Origin of the sequence: Lachnoclostridium sp. An76, assembly GCF_002161355.1 — a bacterium.
Classification (GTDB): domain Bacteria; phylum Bacillota; class Clostridia; order Lachnospirales; family Lachnospiraceae; genus Mediterraneibacter; species Mediterraneibacter caccavium.
Genome location: NZ_NFHL01000001.1, coordinates 234,409 through 249,987 on the forward strand (window position 1 = coordinate 234,409; position 15,579 = coordinate 249,987).

General features: G+C 51.2%; 15 protein-coding genes. 2 read left to right on the forward strand and 13 right to left on the reverse strand.

Annotated elements, in window-relative coordinates; translation table 11 throughout:
• Positions 1-4: 4 nt before the first annotated feature.
• From B5G27_RS01150 to B5G27_RS01210, 13 genes are all read right to left on the reverse strand, one after another.
• Positions 5-400 carry a methylglyoxal synthase gene (locus B5G27_RS01150; protein ID WP_087177148.1) on the reverse strand — a complete coding sequence of 132 codons (396 nt, stop codon included), beginning with the start codon at positions 398-400 and terminating at the stop codon, positions 5-7.
• A 14-nt stretch (positions 401-414) separates the two neighbouring features.
• Entirely contained in the window at positions 415-1,551 is a 1,137-nt protein-coding gene (locus B5G27_RS01155) for an FtsW/RodA/SpoVE family cell cycle protein (RefSeq protein WP_087177149.1), read from the reverse strand.
• Positions 1,548-1,757 (reverse strand): cell division topological specificity factor MinE, encoded by a 210-nt coding sequence (locus tag B5G27_RS01160; protein ID WP_087177150.1) that lies wholly within the window; start codon positions 1,755-1,757, stop codon positions 1,548-1,550. Before B5G27_RS01160 ends, B5G27_RS01155 begins: the two co-directional genes overlap by 4 nt.
• Positions 1,758-1,768: 11 nt before the next feature.
• On the reverse strand, positions 1,769-2,560 hold the full coding sequence (gene minD / locus B5G27_RS01165) for a septum site-determining protein MinD (RefSeq protein WP_087177151.1): 792 nt from the start codon (positions 2,558-2,560) through the stop codon (positions 1,769-1,771).
• A gap of 32 nt (positions 2,561-2,592) precedes the next feature.
• A complete protein-coding gene (locus B5G27_RS01170; RefSeq protein ID WP_087177152.1) occupies positions 2,593-3,237 on the reverse strand; it encodes a septum site-determining protein MinC in 645 nt (214 codons plus the stop codon).
• A gap of 18 nt (positions 3,238-3,255) precedes the next feature.
• The gene (locus B5G27_RS01175) at positions 3,256-6,114 is read right to left on the reverse strand and encodes a penicillin-binding transpeptidase domain-containing protein (RefSeq protein WP_206608964.1); all 2,859 of its coding nucleotides are present in this window, start codon (positions 6,112-6,114) and stop codon (positions 3,256-3,258) included.
• The gene (mreD, locus tag B5G27_RS01180) at positions 6,107-6,640 is read right to left on the reverse strand and encodes a rod shape-determining protein MreD (RefSeq protein ID WP_087177153.1); all 534 of its coding nucleotides are present in this window, start codon (positions 6,638-6,640) and stop codon (positions 6,107-6,109) included. Before mreD ends, B5G27_RS01175 begins: the two co-directional genes overlap by 8 nt.
• 13 nt (positions 6,641-6,653) lie before the next feature.
• Complete coding sequence (mreC, locus tag B5G27_RS01185) at positions 6,654-7,523, reverse strand: rod shape-determining protein MreC (RefSeq protein ID WP_087177154.1); 870 nt, start codon at positions 7,521-7,523, stop codon at positions 6,654-6,656.
• Positions 7,520-8,545 (reverse strand): rod shape-determining protein, encoded by a 1,026-nt coding sequence (locus tag B5G27_RS01190; protein WP_087177155.1) that lies wholly within the window; start codon positions 8,543-8,545, stop codon positions 7,520-7,522. Before B5G27_RS01190 ends, mreC begins: the two co-directional genes overlap by 4 nt.
• Before the next feature lie 38 nt (positions 8,546-8,583).
• Entirely contained in the window at positions 8,584-9,282 is a 699-nt protein-coding gene (radC, locus tag B5G27_RS01195) for a RadC family protein (RefSeq protein ID WP_087177156.1), read from the reverse strand.
• A 76-nt stretch (positions 9,283-9,358) separates the two neighbouring features.
• Entirely contained in the window at positions 9,359-10,957 is a 1,599-nt protein-coding gene (locus tag B5G27_RS01200) for an NAD(P)/FAD-dependent oxidoreductase (protein ID WP_087177157.1), read from the reverse strand.
• A gap of 21 nt (positions 10,958-10,978) precedes the next feature.
• A complete protein-coding gene (locus tag B5G27_RS01205; protein ID WP_087177158.1) occupies positions 10,979-11,545 on the reverse strand; it encodes a phosphoribosyltransferase family protein in 567 nt (188 codons plus the stop codon).
• Between the two features lie 42 nt (positions 11,546-11,587).
• Positions 11,588-12,937, reverse strand: a complete 1,350-nt coding sequence (locus B5G27_RS01210) for an MATE family efflux transporter (protein ID WP_334293383.1) — start codon at positions 12,935-12,937, stop codon at positions 11,588-11,590.
• Positions 12,938-13,143: 206 nt separating this feature from the next.
• Between B5G27_RS01210 and B5G27_RS01215 the strand changes: the two genes are divergently transcribed.
• Together B5G27_RS01215 and B5G27_RS01220 are read left to right on the forward strand one after the other, a co-directional pair.
• The gene (locus B5G27_RS01215; protein ID WP_087177159.1) at positions 13,144-13,875 is read left to right on the forward strand and encodes an ABC transporter ATP-binding protein; all 732 of its coding nucleotides are present in this window, start codon (positions 13,144-13,146) and stop codon (positions 13,873-13,875) included.
• A 1-nt stretch (position 13,876) separates the two neighbouring features.
• Positions 13,877-15,562: an efflux RND transporter periplasmic adaptor subunit gene (locus B5G27_RS01220; RefSeq protein WP_087177160.1), complete on the forward strand. Its 1,686-nt coding sequence runs from the start codon at positions 13,877-13,879 to the stop codon at positions 15,560-15,562.
• Positions 15,563-15,579 lie beyond the last annotated feature (17 nt).

A 15,579-nucleotide genomic window follows, 5' to 3' on the forward strand; every position in this document is an offset into this window, starting at 1 on the left:
TTTGTTATTTGTACATCTCACGCCAGTCTAAATCTCCCCTGTCCAGTGCAAGTATAAGCGCTTCTGCGGTCGCAATATTGGTTGCGATCGGGATATTGTATATATCACACAGTTTTACGATATCGTTTACGTCCGGTTCATGAGAACGGGGAGTGAGCGGATCCCGGAAAAAGATGAGCAGGTCAATATTATTGTGCTCGATCTGGGACCCAAGCTGCTGCTTACCGCCGACGTGCCCCGGAAGGAATTTGTGGATGCTCAGATTTGTGACGCTCTCTACGAGCATCCCGGTTGTCTCCGTAGCATACAGGTCATGTTTGCTCAGTATGCCCCGGTAAGCGATACAGAAATTCTGCATCAGTTTCTTCTTCGCATCATGTGCGATCAGTCCAATGTTCATAATCGATCCTCTCCTCACTGATATTTGTTAGGCTGCAAGCCGACATTCAGTACGAAACCGATTCCCATAAAAAAGCATACAACAGAAGTCAGTCCGTAGCTTACGAAGGGAAGCGACAGTCCCGTATTGGGAAGGATCAATGTCGCCACGCTGATATTGATGAAGCTCTGGATCCCTATCAGCGCGGCCATTCCGCCGCAGATAATGCGCCCTCCTGTATCTTTAGCCTTCAAGCCGATCAAAATACAATCTACCACAATCAATAATATCAAAAATATGACCGCACAACAACCCACAAATCCTAATTCTTCACCGATTATGGCGAAAATAAAGTCTGTCTGTGGCTCCAGGACGAAATTCCCGTTCTTTACGGAGTTCGTCTCATCATTGTTATACCCCTTTCCTGAGAGTTGTCCCGAGCCGATCGCCATGACGGAATTCAGCTGCTGATACGACTCATCGTCAGCGTATTTTTCCGGTTCCAGCCAGGCAAGGATACGTTCCTGCTGATAATCCTGCAGGATAGGCTGGTTGGGCTGGACGGCGATAAACAGGAAAAGAGCAGCCAGAGGCACTGTGACCGCAAGCACGGCGCCCACGAATTTATAGCTCAGTCCCGCAAGGAAAAGCAGTACGCAGAACAGGGCCGCGATACAGATTGTCGTCGAAAGGTTTGGCTGCTCATGGATCATGAGCAGAGAGGGTGCGATCAGCCCTACTGCCTGCAGGATCACTTTTGGCGTATTTATGTTTTGTTCCCTGTCTGACAAAAACCTGGCAAAGAACAGGATCATGAGGATCTTCGTCATGTCCGAGGGCTGGAACTGGATAAAACCGAGATTCAGCCACCGGGTCGCCCCATTTACGTTCACGCCCAGGCCCGGGATCCAGATGGCCGCGAGCAGGATCAGATTGACCGCGTAGAGAGGCCAGTACAGGTTCAGTATCCATTTATAATCGATCAGGGAGATCACTGCCATGGCGGCAAGTCCCAGGATCACACCCATGATCTGATTGTTCATAAAATCCGGCCTTGCGCTCCTGACCATGAAAACTCCAAAGACCGAAAGAATGAGTACCAGGATGACCAGGCTGAATTTATAATCTTTTAAGCTGTAATGAAGATTTAATTTTTTTAATAGACGCTTCAATTCTTTTCTCCCATGTATTTTATATGTATATCTGTCCGTGTGACTGTTACATCAAAATCTTCCCGCCTCACCTCTACATATTTGGATACCGTATGATACAGGTCGCCCTCCAGCCTGCACACTGTCTCCGGCGTACACTGCATCCGGTCTGATACGAGCAGGTTTTTCAGCCTTTCTTTTGCAACGGAAACAGAATGTACACTCATATGCAGCCCTCCTAATTCCTGTGGAACAGGCTGCTGATCTTCTCGAAAAAGCCTTCCGGCCTGGAAAAATCGTCAACAGGGATTTCTTCACCCGTGAGTCTCCGGCATATATCCATGTACGCTTTTCCAGCAAGGCAGTCCTCGCCAACCACAGGCTCTCCCTGGTTTGTAGCGATGACGACCTGTTCGTCATCCGGGATCACTCCGAGCAGATCCACTGCAAGTATCTCCGTGACATCGTCCACTGACATCATATCCCCTCTCCTCACCATATCGATCCTGAGACGGTTGATGAGAAGGTCATTCCTCCGTATCCCCGAAGCCTCCAAAAGACCAATGATACGGTCCGCGTCACGGATCGCGGACACCTCCGGAGTTGTAACAACGATCGAGCGGTCAGCCCCTGCGATCGCATTCTGGAATCCCTGCTCGATCCCTGCCGGGCAGTCCAGCAGGATAAAATCAAAATCATTTCTGATATCTTCTATGAGCTTTTTCATCTGTTCCGGCGAAACACTGGTCTTATCCTTGGTCTGTGCGGAAGGGAGCAGATAGAGCTCAGGGAATCTCTTGTCTTTGATCAGAGCCTGCTTCAACCGGCAGCTGCCTTCAATGACATCCACGATATTGTATACGATACGGTTCTCCAGCCCCATGACAACGTCCAGGTTCCGAAGTCCGAGATCTGTGTCGATCACAATGACCTTTTTATCAAGCTCAGATAACCCGATCCCGATATTTGCTGTTGTCGTTGTCTTTCCGACCCCGCCTTTTCCTGATGTAATGACGATAACTTCTCCCATGCTGCTATTCCTCCTACTTTACATTCTGACATTCAATCCACAAGAGGATCCAGATAGATGCGGCTGCCGTCCACAACCGCGATCTTCGGGCCTTTGATACTCAGGCTCTCCTGATAGATGAGCTGGCGCCTGGCCTCGATATCCCCGATACAGAGCTGCTTCGGCTGCATGGAAAGAGCAACGACAAAAGCATCCCTGTCGCCGGCTGCGCCTGCCCGGACCGAACCATAAAGGGCGCCGACGATAACGACACTGCCCCTGGCCACGACGCGTGCACCCGGCTCCACATCCCCCAGGATCACAACACTGGAATCTGATTCCAGTATCTCTCTTTTTCCCAGGGTTCCTCTGTAAAACTGCCCGTCTTTTTTACTCATGTCTGTCAGGGCATGTTCCACTATGCTTCTGTACATTGGCTCGTTTTTATCATTCTGTTCGACAACACATAAGATATCGATCTGCGTGTTATCATTTATGATCTCAAGGACCGCGTCTTCCTCAGTGCGGGTCAGTGTACGCCCGCTGAAGCTTAACGCCATCCTCGCATCCTTAAAAAAGCGGGCGGAAGCTTTAAATTTGTCGGAGAGGGTCCTGAGCAGGACGTCAAAATCCGCTTCCGGATCCAGTTCGATATCCAGCCCGTAACGGCTGCTCCTAATCGTCACCAGCCTGCCCATCTGTCATCCCCCATCTCTTTAATCGCCGGCAATGCCTGTCCCCAGGTCCGCCGCGCTCCCTGTAACTACTTCCTGCGCTGCATCCCGGTTAAAATATACTTTTGCGATATCCCTGCCGATCTCAGCGGAATAACCCGAATTATATCCGTACGTAATACGGACCGCGATCGATATCTCCGGAGCTTCAGCCGGTGCGTATCCCACGAAAAGGACATGGTCCGCATGCAGCTCATTGTGCTGAGCTGTACCCGTCTTCCCTGCCATCGTAAAGTCTAGCCCGTTAAATGAAGCTGTGCTCGCCACTACCTGCTCCATACCGGTATGGAGCGCATCCCATGTAGTCTGGCTTAACCCGTCTATCGTATGGTCTACCGCCGCCTCATAATCTTTGATCAGTTTTCCATTGGCATCTGTTGTCTTATCAACAAGTGTAAGGTCATAAACCGTACCGTTATTTGCGACCGCGGTCACATAGCGGTTAAGCTGGCTGACCGTATAGTTGTTATTGCCCTGCCCGATGGCAGACTGGATCGAATATTCGTCCGATATATGCGGTTCCGCCTCCGGTATCTCCAGACCGGATGTCTCGCCCAGTCCGAACATTTCCGCGTATTTCGCAAGCTTGTCCGTACCGAGGTCACTGTCGTAATTGCCCTCTGCATCGAGGCTCAGGTCATACCCGACCTGATAAAAGAAAATATTGCAGGAATGCTGGATCGCCTGGACGACATTCAGGGATCCATGCCCGCCGGGATAGATCCAGCAGGTTGGGCTTGGCGTGACTGTGTCAAAGATCCCGCCGCAGTAGATCGAAGTCCCGGTGTTAATGACTCCCTCCTCAAGCCCTGCTGTGGCGGAAACCATCTTATATGTGGAACCGGGCGCTGTCAGTTCCTGCGTGGCTCTGTTGTAAAAGATCCTTGCCAGTCCTGTATTCAGCTTATTATAATATGCAGAATCCATTGTATTTGCCAGCCGGTTATTGTCATATCCCGGATAAGAGACGCATGCGAGCACATCTCCGGAATTTGGATCTGTCACTACGATGCCGCCCGAACACGGTTCGAGCGCAAGCTGTCCCGGAGTGATCTCCAGTGTCTCGATCTTGTTGTAAAGCCAGCTGTATGCATCCACCGTCCCGTTCAGGAGCCCGTAGTAAGCGTTCTCATCCATCGGGAGAACACCCTGCTCGTAGGTGATGGCACAGATCTGCGCTCCCGTGATACCCCCTGATTTTATAAGATATTTGTAGAGAAGTTTGTCGAATTCGCTGTCTTCTCCCAAATAATCTTCCAGGTAAGAGACAAGTTCCTGATAGATCTCTTCAGAGCTGGAGTAAGCGCTGTCGCCGAGCTTTGTCGTGTCCACCCAGTTCTGGGATATCGCATAATTTAAATATGTGTACAGACTGATCGTCTCATCTTTTGCCCACGCGATCTGTGTTTCATCCTGTGGATCGATCTCATCTGACAGCAGGAGCCCGGTATATTCTTTCAGGACTGTGTCACAGATATAATCCATATAAGCCTGCATCTCTTCTGACAGATCTCTGTATGCAGGAGCCTGAGGGTCGTTAAACTGGGATGTCAGTTCGCTCAGGACAGCCTCCCTCTTCGATGTAAACGCTGAATACACAGCCTGCTCTGCCGAGCCTGCATCCTGGCTTCCAAAATGATCCAGATCAATGATCCCGTTCGCGATAAACGCATTGTAGGAATCTCCGACCGGGATGATGATCTCCTTTGTGTCCGATGCAACAGAGGGATCATAATCCAGCACATTCGTAAGCTTACTCAGGACAATCCCCGCCAGCTTTTCCTCGAGAAGTTTATAAGCTGTGATCTGCAGATTTTTGTCGATGGTAAGATACACATCATTCCCTGCCTTCGGGTCTGTCGTGCTGACGACCTCCGTTACCTTGCCGAGATTATCCACGTAAAAAGTCTGTTTTCCCTTCTCTCCTTTGAGCACACTGTCAAAGGTCTGCTCAAGGCCTGATTTACCTACGATATCTGAAAGTGAATACCGTTTCTTCTCATCTTTGTCAAGAGCGTCGTATTCCTCCTGGGAGATCTTTCCAGTATACCCGATGATGGAAGCAAAGTATTCCCCATCGGGATATCTTCTCAGAGAATCTTCCGAGATATCCACCCCTGTCAGCGAATCCTGGTTCTCCATGATCGCAGCCGCAGTCTCCGGACTTACGTCGGATGCCAGCGTAGTGGCAAGGTACTGCTGGTAGCTGTTAAGCCCCATGGCGTAACGCATATTGACCATTTTCAGGATATATGCCGGGTCATTGTTTTTATCATCCAGCCCATATCGTTTTGAGCAGAGATGGTGCATGATCTCTCCCGCAGACTGCTCACGCTCATCGTCAGTCAGATCATCCACAAACGGCTCACCGTAAACATCAGCCACAAAACGCAGCCTCAGCGTCTCATTCGTCTCAGCGAACTGATACTCTCCTGCAGAATCAAGGATGATCCCGAAACTGTCGATGACAGAATCTCCGTTTTCCTCAACGATCCTCAGGACTTTATCCAGGATCCCATTTAAGATTTTATTCTTGTCATCAGCATCCGTATCTGTTGGGATCCTGTCCTCGATCGTGACGGAATAAGCAAGCTCATTGTAAGCGATGAGCTCACCGTTGCGGTCAAAAATATTTCCCCTTGTCGCCGGGATATCCTTAGTCCTTCTGATCTGGAGCTCATAATTTTCAAGATAATCTTCTCCTTTTACGATCTGGAGATAGAAAAGCCGCCCGACCAGCACTGAGGAAGAGAGACAGAACACAACGATCAGCACTACCAGCCTGGACTGGAGGATATAGTCGATCGCCTCTTTTATCCGGTCAATGATTTCTCTAAACAAATTTACTTGCACTCCTTTTCTCTTCTGCTTCCAGTTTGTGGTTGATAAATAAGAGCAGCGGATACACGACAAGTGTGACCGCAACAGTGTAGATCGCCTCCGGGATGATGATCTGGTTCAGATAATAGAGGAAATCGAAATCGCTCCTGAGAAGGAACTTAAGGAAATAAATGACGATCCCATATACCAGGTCGCTGACGGCGATCAGTGCGATCGGAAGTTTAATATCTTCATCAAAAAACATCTGCTTGAAGATGCCGCTGGCGTATCCCGCGAGAAGGTAGATCAGGGCATAGAACCCGATCATATCCCCGTGTTGGATATCAATGAGAAGCCCTGACGCGATCCCCACGAACATCCCCTCTCTGGGTCCTCTCATAAACCCGAAGGAAGCGGTGATGATCAGCATCAGGTTCGGTTTGATATTGGCAACCGCAAGCGCCGGAAAGACAGCGCACTGCAGGACATATGCGATAAGTATGGCAGCCGCTGTGACAGCGATCCGCCTCACCCTTATTAATTTCATATCGATCTCTCCTCTACTCCGCCTGATCTTCCCCGGTGAGTTCCGCCTTTGTCGTTGTGATGACCAGGACTTCCTGGATGTTGCGGAAGTCTACTGCCGGCGTAATATAGCCTGAGCGGGTCAGGTTGTTGGAATCTACATTGATCTCGCTGACTGAGCCGATCAGGATGCCCTGCAGATATTTGTCACTGATATACGATGTGACGATCTGGTCACCGACGGAAACTGTATTGTCATTATTTTCCATCTGATCAAACGAAATCTGCCCTGTATTCATGAGGGAAAGATCTCCGCTCACGATACATGTATCGGACGTGGACAGGACCATGCCGCTTACGTTATTCGCATCATCGATAATGGAACGGACTCTTGCCCAGGTGGGGCCTACTTCCGTCACGATACCGACCAGCCCGCTCCCTGCGAGCACGTTCATGTCCACAGCGATCCCGTCACGGCTTCCTTTATCGATCGTAAAATTGCTGAACCAGTTCCCGGAATCCTTCCCGATAACATGCGCTGCTGTCTTCTCATAGTCCGCATAATTCTGATCCAGCTTGTAAAGCTCCTGGAGACGTTCGTATTCGTAGCTCTCTTCCTGGAGATAGTTGTTTTCTGTCGTCAGGGCATCCACCTGTTCCTGGAGCTTTTCGTTCTCAGCCTGAAGCTGCTTGAGCGTCGAAAAATTATCCTTCATATCGCCCATCCAGCCGCCGATCTGATTGATCCCCTGCTGCAGCGGGATGACTGTGACATTCGCGAGCGCTTTGAACGGTCCGCCGACTTTGTCCGAGAATGATGACAGAAGCATCATGAGTACACAGAAAGCGGACAGGCCGAGCAGGATATATCTGTTTATATGCGATGTATGATTCTTTTTTTTCATCTTAACCACCTGTAATCTTCATCCATCATGGAATATGTGAGCCTGTTATAATACGTACGGTCCGAAAGGATCCTGCGGAGCCCTCTGACTGCGCACAGTTCCGGCTCATCCATCGTCATCACGGGAAGCCCCGTGCTTTCTCTCAGGTATGTAGAAAGTCCCCGGAGATTTGCCATGCCGCCGGTCAGGCAGATCCCTTTCTCCCTGATCCCGTGCCTTACATTGGGCGGGGTCCTGTCGATCATCGCTTTGATCGCCCGGACACATTCCTCCAGCAGTTCTTTCATAGCGGCGCGCACGAGGCTGATCGATACCGTCGTCTGGGAGGGCACTCCTGAGATCAGGTCCCTGCCGGATACGGTGATCGCGGAGTCCGTACTCTGGTCGAACACACCGAATTCCCGTCTCAGGCGCTCGGCTGTCAGCCTGCCTATCAGGAAATCCTGATTTCTGCGGACCAGGGATGCAATGGCTGCATCAAAATCTTCTCCGCCGATCTTCATCAGCCTGTTCAATACCATTCCGCCCTCGGACAGGACAGAAAGTTCCGTCGTCCCACCGCCGAAATTGGCTACAAAGATCCCTTTTTCAGCGATCACATCGATCCCGGACCCCAGTGCATCCACAAGTCCCCGTTCCACGATACGCACAGACCGCGCCCTTGCCTGCGAGTGATAGACCAGGTCATAGAACGCTTTTTTCTCGACTTCCGTTACATCTGTTGGCACAGCTATAACATACTCATCCCCGCGCCCGAAACGCCGCTCGCTCCCGAGAAGTGTGCCGAGAAGATACTGCATGTCGTCGAAATGCGCTATGACTCCGTTTTTCATGGGAAAAATGACCTGGATGTCATCGGGCGCCTTCTCGAACATTTCGTACGCCTCATTCCCCACTGCGTAGACATAGCGTTTCTTCTTCATCGCTATGGAATCTTTTTCCCGCCAGATGCGGTCTTTCTTTTTATCAAATATCTTGATCTCATATGTCCCGAGATCAAGCCCATATACATTCCCCAGCATTTCTGTCTCCCCTTATAAATAGCTCCCCTGTACAAAAACTACTGAAAAAGCCCCTGCTCCTTCAGACTGATAAAACAATTGTCCCCTATGATGATATGATCGAGCAGCTCGATCCCAAGCAGTGCCCCTGCCTCGTAAATCCTCCTGGTGATCCGTTCGTCTTCCCTGCTCGGTGAAGGGTCACCGCTGGGATGATTGTGGAGAAGGATGATCGCTGACGCATTCCTCTGGAGCGCTTCTATAAAAAGATCCCTCGGAGAGACCAGCGCCGCATCGACCGTGCCCACGGATATCACACATTCCCCGATCAGCTTTGCCTTCGTATTTAAAAGAAGGAGCTTTATCACTTCTCTCTCCTTATGCCGCATATCCTCCATGTAATACCGGGCAACAGTCTTCGGATCCGAAAAATCCAGCCTGTCCATGGCAGAGGATTTCGCCATGCGTTTTGCCAGCTCTGACAGGCAGAGGATCTGGACCGCCTTGACTCTTCCGATGCCTTTGATGCGCATAAGCTGGTCAAAGGTCCAGCGGTGGATGTTCAGGATCCCTCTTCCTGAACAGTCAGACTCGATCAGCCTGTGCGCAAGCTGGAGAGAATTCTCCCCCTGCGTCCCGGTCCTGAGCAGGACCGCAAGAAGCTCCGCATCCGTAAGGTTTTCCGCTCCGAAGCGCTCACATTTTTCATAGGGACGGTCTTCCTGATACATATCTTTGATCGTATTGTTTTTTCCCATATCTTGATCCTGTGATCAGCGCGATGATACAATACAACGATTTATTTTAGCACAATTTAAAAAACGTGTATAGGCATCAGTGATTAAATTTCTGTGAATCATTTGCCGCAAATTTCTTTATCACTGCCTCTGCCACTTTTAATCCGTCCATTGCCGCTGACGTGATCCCGCCGGCATATCCCGCGCCCTCGCCGCACGGATAGATCCACGGGACTGACGCCGTAAGGTCATCTCCCCGCACGATGCGGACCGGCGATGAGGTCCTGCTCTCCACTCCTGACAGGAGAGCATCATCATCTGCAAAGCCATGGATCTTTCTGTCCATGCCGCGGATGCCCGATTCCAGGGAAGCTGCCAGCTCATCCGGAAAGATATCTCTCACATTGCCGAATGTGAAAGCGCCTTTCATGCCTGGTGTGATCTTTCCGAAACCGGTGGATTTCTGCCCGGTACAGAAATCTGCAAATCTCTGTACCGGGATACTGCCTTTTCCTTCTTCCCACGCCCGTTTTTCAAGCATGCGCTGGAACTCCACTCCTGCAAGCGGATGGCCTGATCCGTAATCTTCTTTTGTCACTGTGACAATGACTGCGCTGTTCGCATTTTTCCCGGCACGTCCATGGTAGCTCATCCCATTGACCGCCAGGAGCCCCTCTTCCGAAGAGGCATTGACCACATATCCGCCGGGGCACATACAGAATGTATAGACGCCTCTGCCGTTTTCAAGCTTCTCCGCCAGCTTATAGGAAGCAGCCGGGAGACTCCCTCTGTCCGTTCTGCCGTAGGCAGACTGATCGATCATCTGCTGGGGATGTTCGATGCGGACTCCCACTGCAAATGATTTGGATTCCATGCATATGCCTTTTTCATATAACATCTGAAAGGTATCCCGCGCACTGTGGCCCACCGCCAGGACTGCCGCGCCGGTCTTTACCGTCTCAGAACCGTTTATGACAAGGCAGTTCTCCTCAGCCAGGATATCCGTCACCTGGCTGTAAAAACGGAATTCTCCGCCGAGGCGTATGATCTCATTTCTCATGGCTTCTACCACGCGGATCAGGATGTCAGTCCCGATATGGGGCTTCTGTTCCCACAGGATATCCTCAGGCGCGCCGAAGTTTACGAATGTCTCCAGTACGAAGCGGTTCCTTCCGGCAGGGTCTTTTACCAGGGTGTTCAGTTTGCCGTCAGAAAATGTCCCTGCGCCGCCCTCTCCGAACTGGACGTTGGACACAGTGTCAAGCCTGCCGGTCTCCCAGAACTTCCTGACATCTTCCCGGCGCTTATCGACCGGGGCGCCCCGCTCGATGACAAGAGGATGGTACCCTTCTTTTGCAAGCAGGTACGCACAGAAGAGTCCTGCCGGTCCGCTCCCGATCACGGCAGCCCTGCCGGAAAGAGGAGCTGTCCCATGTTCCGGCGCACGGTAAGTCTTTTCTTCCGCCTTCTGCACCTTCCCTTTTAGGCGGCGGAGGATGGCCCCCTCGTCAGCCGCGGAAAGATCAACCGTATAGACATAATACAGTTCCGGTTTCTTCCGCGCGTCAAGCGAGCGCTTTTTTATCGTATACTCCTTAAGCCCGCTCTCTTTGATATGCACGGTCTTAAGAAGCTTCTTCCTGAGCTGTTCCTCTGTGTGTCCCACAGGGAGCTTCAGCTGTGTGATCCTGAGCACAGAATCCCTCCTTTTTCAATCTCAAAGTGCCTCGTATTCCCCTTCTCCTGTCCTGTTAAAAAGCGGCAGTTTCTGCAGAAAAATGATATCATCCCTCGAAGCAGCGTCTCCCTCTGCCAGTATCGCAGCTTTTTTCACCACGGAAGCGCCTGCATTTTTCATCAGCGCTTCCAGAGCCAGAAGCGATTCGCCTGTCGATATCACATCATCCAGCAGACAGACATTTTTCCCGCGTATTTTTTCCACGTCTGTGCCGTCAAGATATAAATTCTGTTCTCCGGATGTCGTAATCGAATGTACGGAAGCGCTGACTGTATTCTTCATATAGTTCTTCGTGCTTTTCCGGGCTACGATAAATTCCTTCAGGCCAAGGATCCTGCTGATCTCATATGCCAGCGCGATCCCTTTTGCCTCTGCTGTGACGACCGCATCTACTGCACCGATCCGTTCAGCCAGCACAGGGGCACAGGCATTTACCATCTCCGTATCCCCGATGACTACGAAGCTGGCAAATGCCTTTTCTCCGTCAATGGGGATAAAAGGAAGGACCCTTTTTACTCCGCATAATTCTAACGTGTACTCTTTCATGTTATGATTCCTCCAATCTGATCTATTCTATATATAATGTTATCATATCATTTCAGCCTGAGCGGCTTTTTTCAACTGTCTGGCACAGCTTCTCCGTACAAAGAAGAAGCAGACTGCCTGCATGAGGATCGTCGCGATCCACGACCCCGGATAAGAGATAAAAAGAAAATGCAGCGACCTGTGCTGCGGAAAAAATCCATAGATCCACAGGACTCTTGTCCCCACGGTCCCGATCACAGAGAGGATCATAGGCACAGCCGAGCGTCCCATTCCCCGCAGGGCGCCCGGGATCAGGTCCATGATGCCGCACAGGAAATACGGCACTGTAGTGATCGACAGGATCTCCAGTCCGCATTGGATCACGTCTGCATCAGCTGTATAGATCCTGAGCACCTGGGAGCCGAATACATATGCCCCGACTCCGAGGACAGCGGATACCGCAGTGGACAGGATCATGCAGTCCACGAATACTCTGTCCATCCTCTTCTGTTTCCCCACGCTGTAGTTCTGGCTCGTAAAACTCATGCACGCCTGTGTGACCGCATTCACGGCAACGTACAGGAATCCAAGTATATTATTTGCCGCTGTATATCCTGCCATCGCAGTCGAGCCGAACGAGTTGACGGAAGACTGGAGCATCGCGTTGGAAAAATTGATCACCGTGCTCTGTATGCCCGCCGGTATCCCCACCTGGAAGATCCGCTTCAGATAAGTCCATTTTATGGAAAGCTTTGAGAATCTCAGCTGATAGCTCCCCTCGGATTTATAAAGGCAGCGTATAACAAGAATGCTGGAGATCATCTGGGAAGCAACTGTGCCGATGGCCACGCCCGCAACCCCGAGAGGGATCACGATGACCAGGGTCAGGTCCAGCACTACATTGGCAAGGCCTGCGATGATAAGGAAGGCCAGCGGCCGTTTTGTATCGCCTACCGCACGCAAAACAGCTGCACCATAGTTATAAAGCATAAAAAACGGCATTCCCATAAAATAGATGCGCATATAGGTGACAGACTGGTCGATGACATCCGCAGGAGTATCCATCAGTCCAAGGGCAAGCCTGGACGCGCCCACCCCGACAAACGCCATCATGACCCCGCTGATCAGGGCAAGCGTTATCGCTGTATGTACGGCTTCTGACATTTCTTTCTCCCGCCCTGCCGCGAAATATCTTGCCGCAAGGACGTTCGCTCCCAGAGAGATGCCGATAAACAGATTCGTAAATATATTGATCAGCGCTGTGGTAGACCCTACGGCAGCTAGCGCCTGGCTTCCGCTGAACCGGCCGACAACAATGATATCCACGGCATTGAACATCAGCTGGAGGATACTCGATACCATCAGCGGCAGAGAAAACGAGATCAGCTTATCCATGATCGATCCGTTGCACATGTCTATTTCATATTTATTTGTCTTCAATTTCTGTCCATCTCCTTAGGTCTCGTAACATTTTCTGCATTGGATATCTTACTGCTATCTTCTGATTTGGTCAATAAAAAACAATACAGAAAAGCAATAAGGCTTGACTTTTTGAACCCTTCGTATTAATGTATTACTCAATTAATACAATATATTGATTTTATGATAGGAGACATTTTATGGAACCACTGATCAGAGTCGAGGATATACATAAGATCTATAACCCCGGCGAAAACGAGGTGCGTGCCCTGGACGGAGTCTCTCTTGAGATCCGGCGGGGCGAATTCGCGGCGATCGTCGGACATTCCGGCTCCGGGAAGTCCACGCTTATGAACATGCTTGGCTGCCTGGATACCCCCACGTCCGGTCACTATTATCTGGACGGAAGAGACGTTTCCCGCCTGTCGGATAATGAGCTGTCGGATATCCGCAATCAGAAGATCGGGTTTATCTTCCAGGGATTTAACCTGATCCCCAGCCTGGACGCAGTCGGCAATGTGGAACTCCCCCTTATCTACCGGGGGATGGGCAGGCAGAGGCGGAGACGGACCGCAGTCCAGGCGCTGGAACGGGTCGGTCTGGGGAAGCGGCTCCGCCATAAGCCCGGAGAACTCTCCGGCGGACAGCAGCAGAGAGTCGCCGTGGCAAGAGCGATCGCAGCGCAGCCGCCTGTCATTCTCGCCGACGAGCCCACAGGAAATCTGGACAGCCGCTCCACTGCGGATATCATGGATATTTTAAAAGAGCTCCACAGGAGCGGCCGCACGGTGATCGTGATCACGCATGACGACGACATCGCCCGGCAGGCGGATCGTGTCATAAGGATCCTGGACGGCCGAGTGGAGGCAGATTATAAGAATAAAGCTTTATCCGATCCGGGAAATAAGAAAGAAAAAATGGAGGATTCCTGATATGTTTTCCAATAAGAAAAATACTCATCTCAAAGAAAGTGCGTCAGCAGCACATGATCCGCTGAATACAACGGATGCCGGCAGTACGTCCGGCGCAGTATCCGCAAAGAAAAAACTGCCCGCATGGGTGATCTTCCCTGTCCTGGCGGCCGTCCTTCTCCTGGCATGGTTCCTTTCTCTTTTTGCCGGAGGAAAGACGGAGGACTCTGTGGGAACTCCGCTCAATGTGGTAAAAGCTGAGAAAGGCACAGTAAAGGAAGTATACAATTCCACCGGTACGGTCGAGAGCGAGAATACAAAGACCTACTACTCTCCTGTCACAGCTCCCATCAAAGAATGCAGGGCAGTCGTCGGCCAGACGGTAAAAGCGGGAGATCTGCTCGTAACATTTGACACAACGGATCTGGAGCGGAACAACCAGCAGGCACAGCTTACACTCCAGTCCAGCCTCAATAATTCCATCGCCGCAAGGGCTCAGAACGCCAGGACGATTGACGCGGCAAATGCAGCGTCCGCGCAGGCAGCGGCACAGGCGAACGCACTTGCAGGCGAAGTGAATTCCCTTGTATCCCAGGTCGATTCCGCCTATGCCCAGTATCAGGCGAATCAGCAGGCAGCGGCACAGCAGGCCGCTCAGAACGCCCCGAAGGTCCAGGCTCTCCAGGCGCAGATCACATCCTATAATGAAGCCATAGCTTCAGCAGATGCAGTGATCTCATCCTATGAGAGAGGTTATACCGGACGGCAGGTAGAGATCAATGAGGCGCTTGCAGCAGAAGATCCGGATCCGGTCCAGAAACAGATCATAAAAGATACAGAGGATTATAACGCCGCATTACAGTCAAAGTCTGACACAGAAGCACTCCTCGCCCAGGCGCAGGATTCTCTGGACGCGCTCGGCGTTCCCCCGGCAGATGACGCGGGATATGCCGACCTCCTGGCTCAATATGAGGCAAAATATGCCGAATGGCAGGCAGCATACCAGGCTGCCGGTGCTGCGGTCCCTGAGACAGGGATGACTTCCGCCGAACTCAATAACCTGGATATCAGCGACAATCTGGCGGAGCTTGCCGCCCTGACCCCGGAGGAACTTCTGGCAAAAGGAAAAGAAGGCATGAAAGCAGACATGAACGGTGTCATCGCATCGGTTGACATCCTTCAGTCTAACAGCGCGGCACAGGGAGCTGCCCTCTTTACCATCGCGGGTACAGACAGCGTCCGTGTGAAGATCGAGGTTTCCCCTGATGATTATGATAAGATGAAGCCCGGCTGCGAGGTAACAGTAACGCTTGCAGACCATACATACAAAGGAACGCTTGACGGAGTTGACAAGATCGCTGTCCCCAACGCAAAGGGAGTCCCTGTCATCGGCGCCCGCATCCACATCGAGGACCCGGATGAAAACATCTGCATCGGCGCTACCGCAAAGATCAAGATGACAGTTGCCGAGGCAAAAAATGTGGTCGTCATCCCAACTGAGGCAGTCAATGCCTCAACTGACGGTGACTTTGTCTATGTGATCGAAAACGGTATCGTAAAAGAAAAACCGGTCACCCTCGGGATCTCCTCTTCCACAGAGACAGAGATCAGGGAAGGACTTGACGTGGGAGACATAGTCATCAATGATTTCAACGCGGATATCAAGCCGGGCATGAAGGCTGCCGCAAAGGAAGCGGCGGCGGAATAACCAGCCGGGAGGAAAGA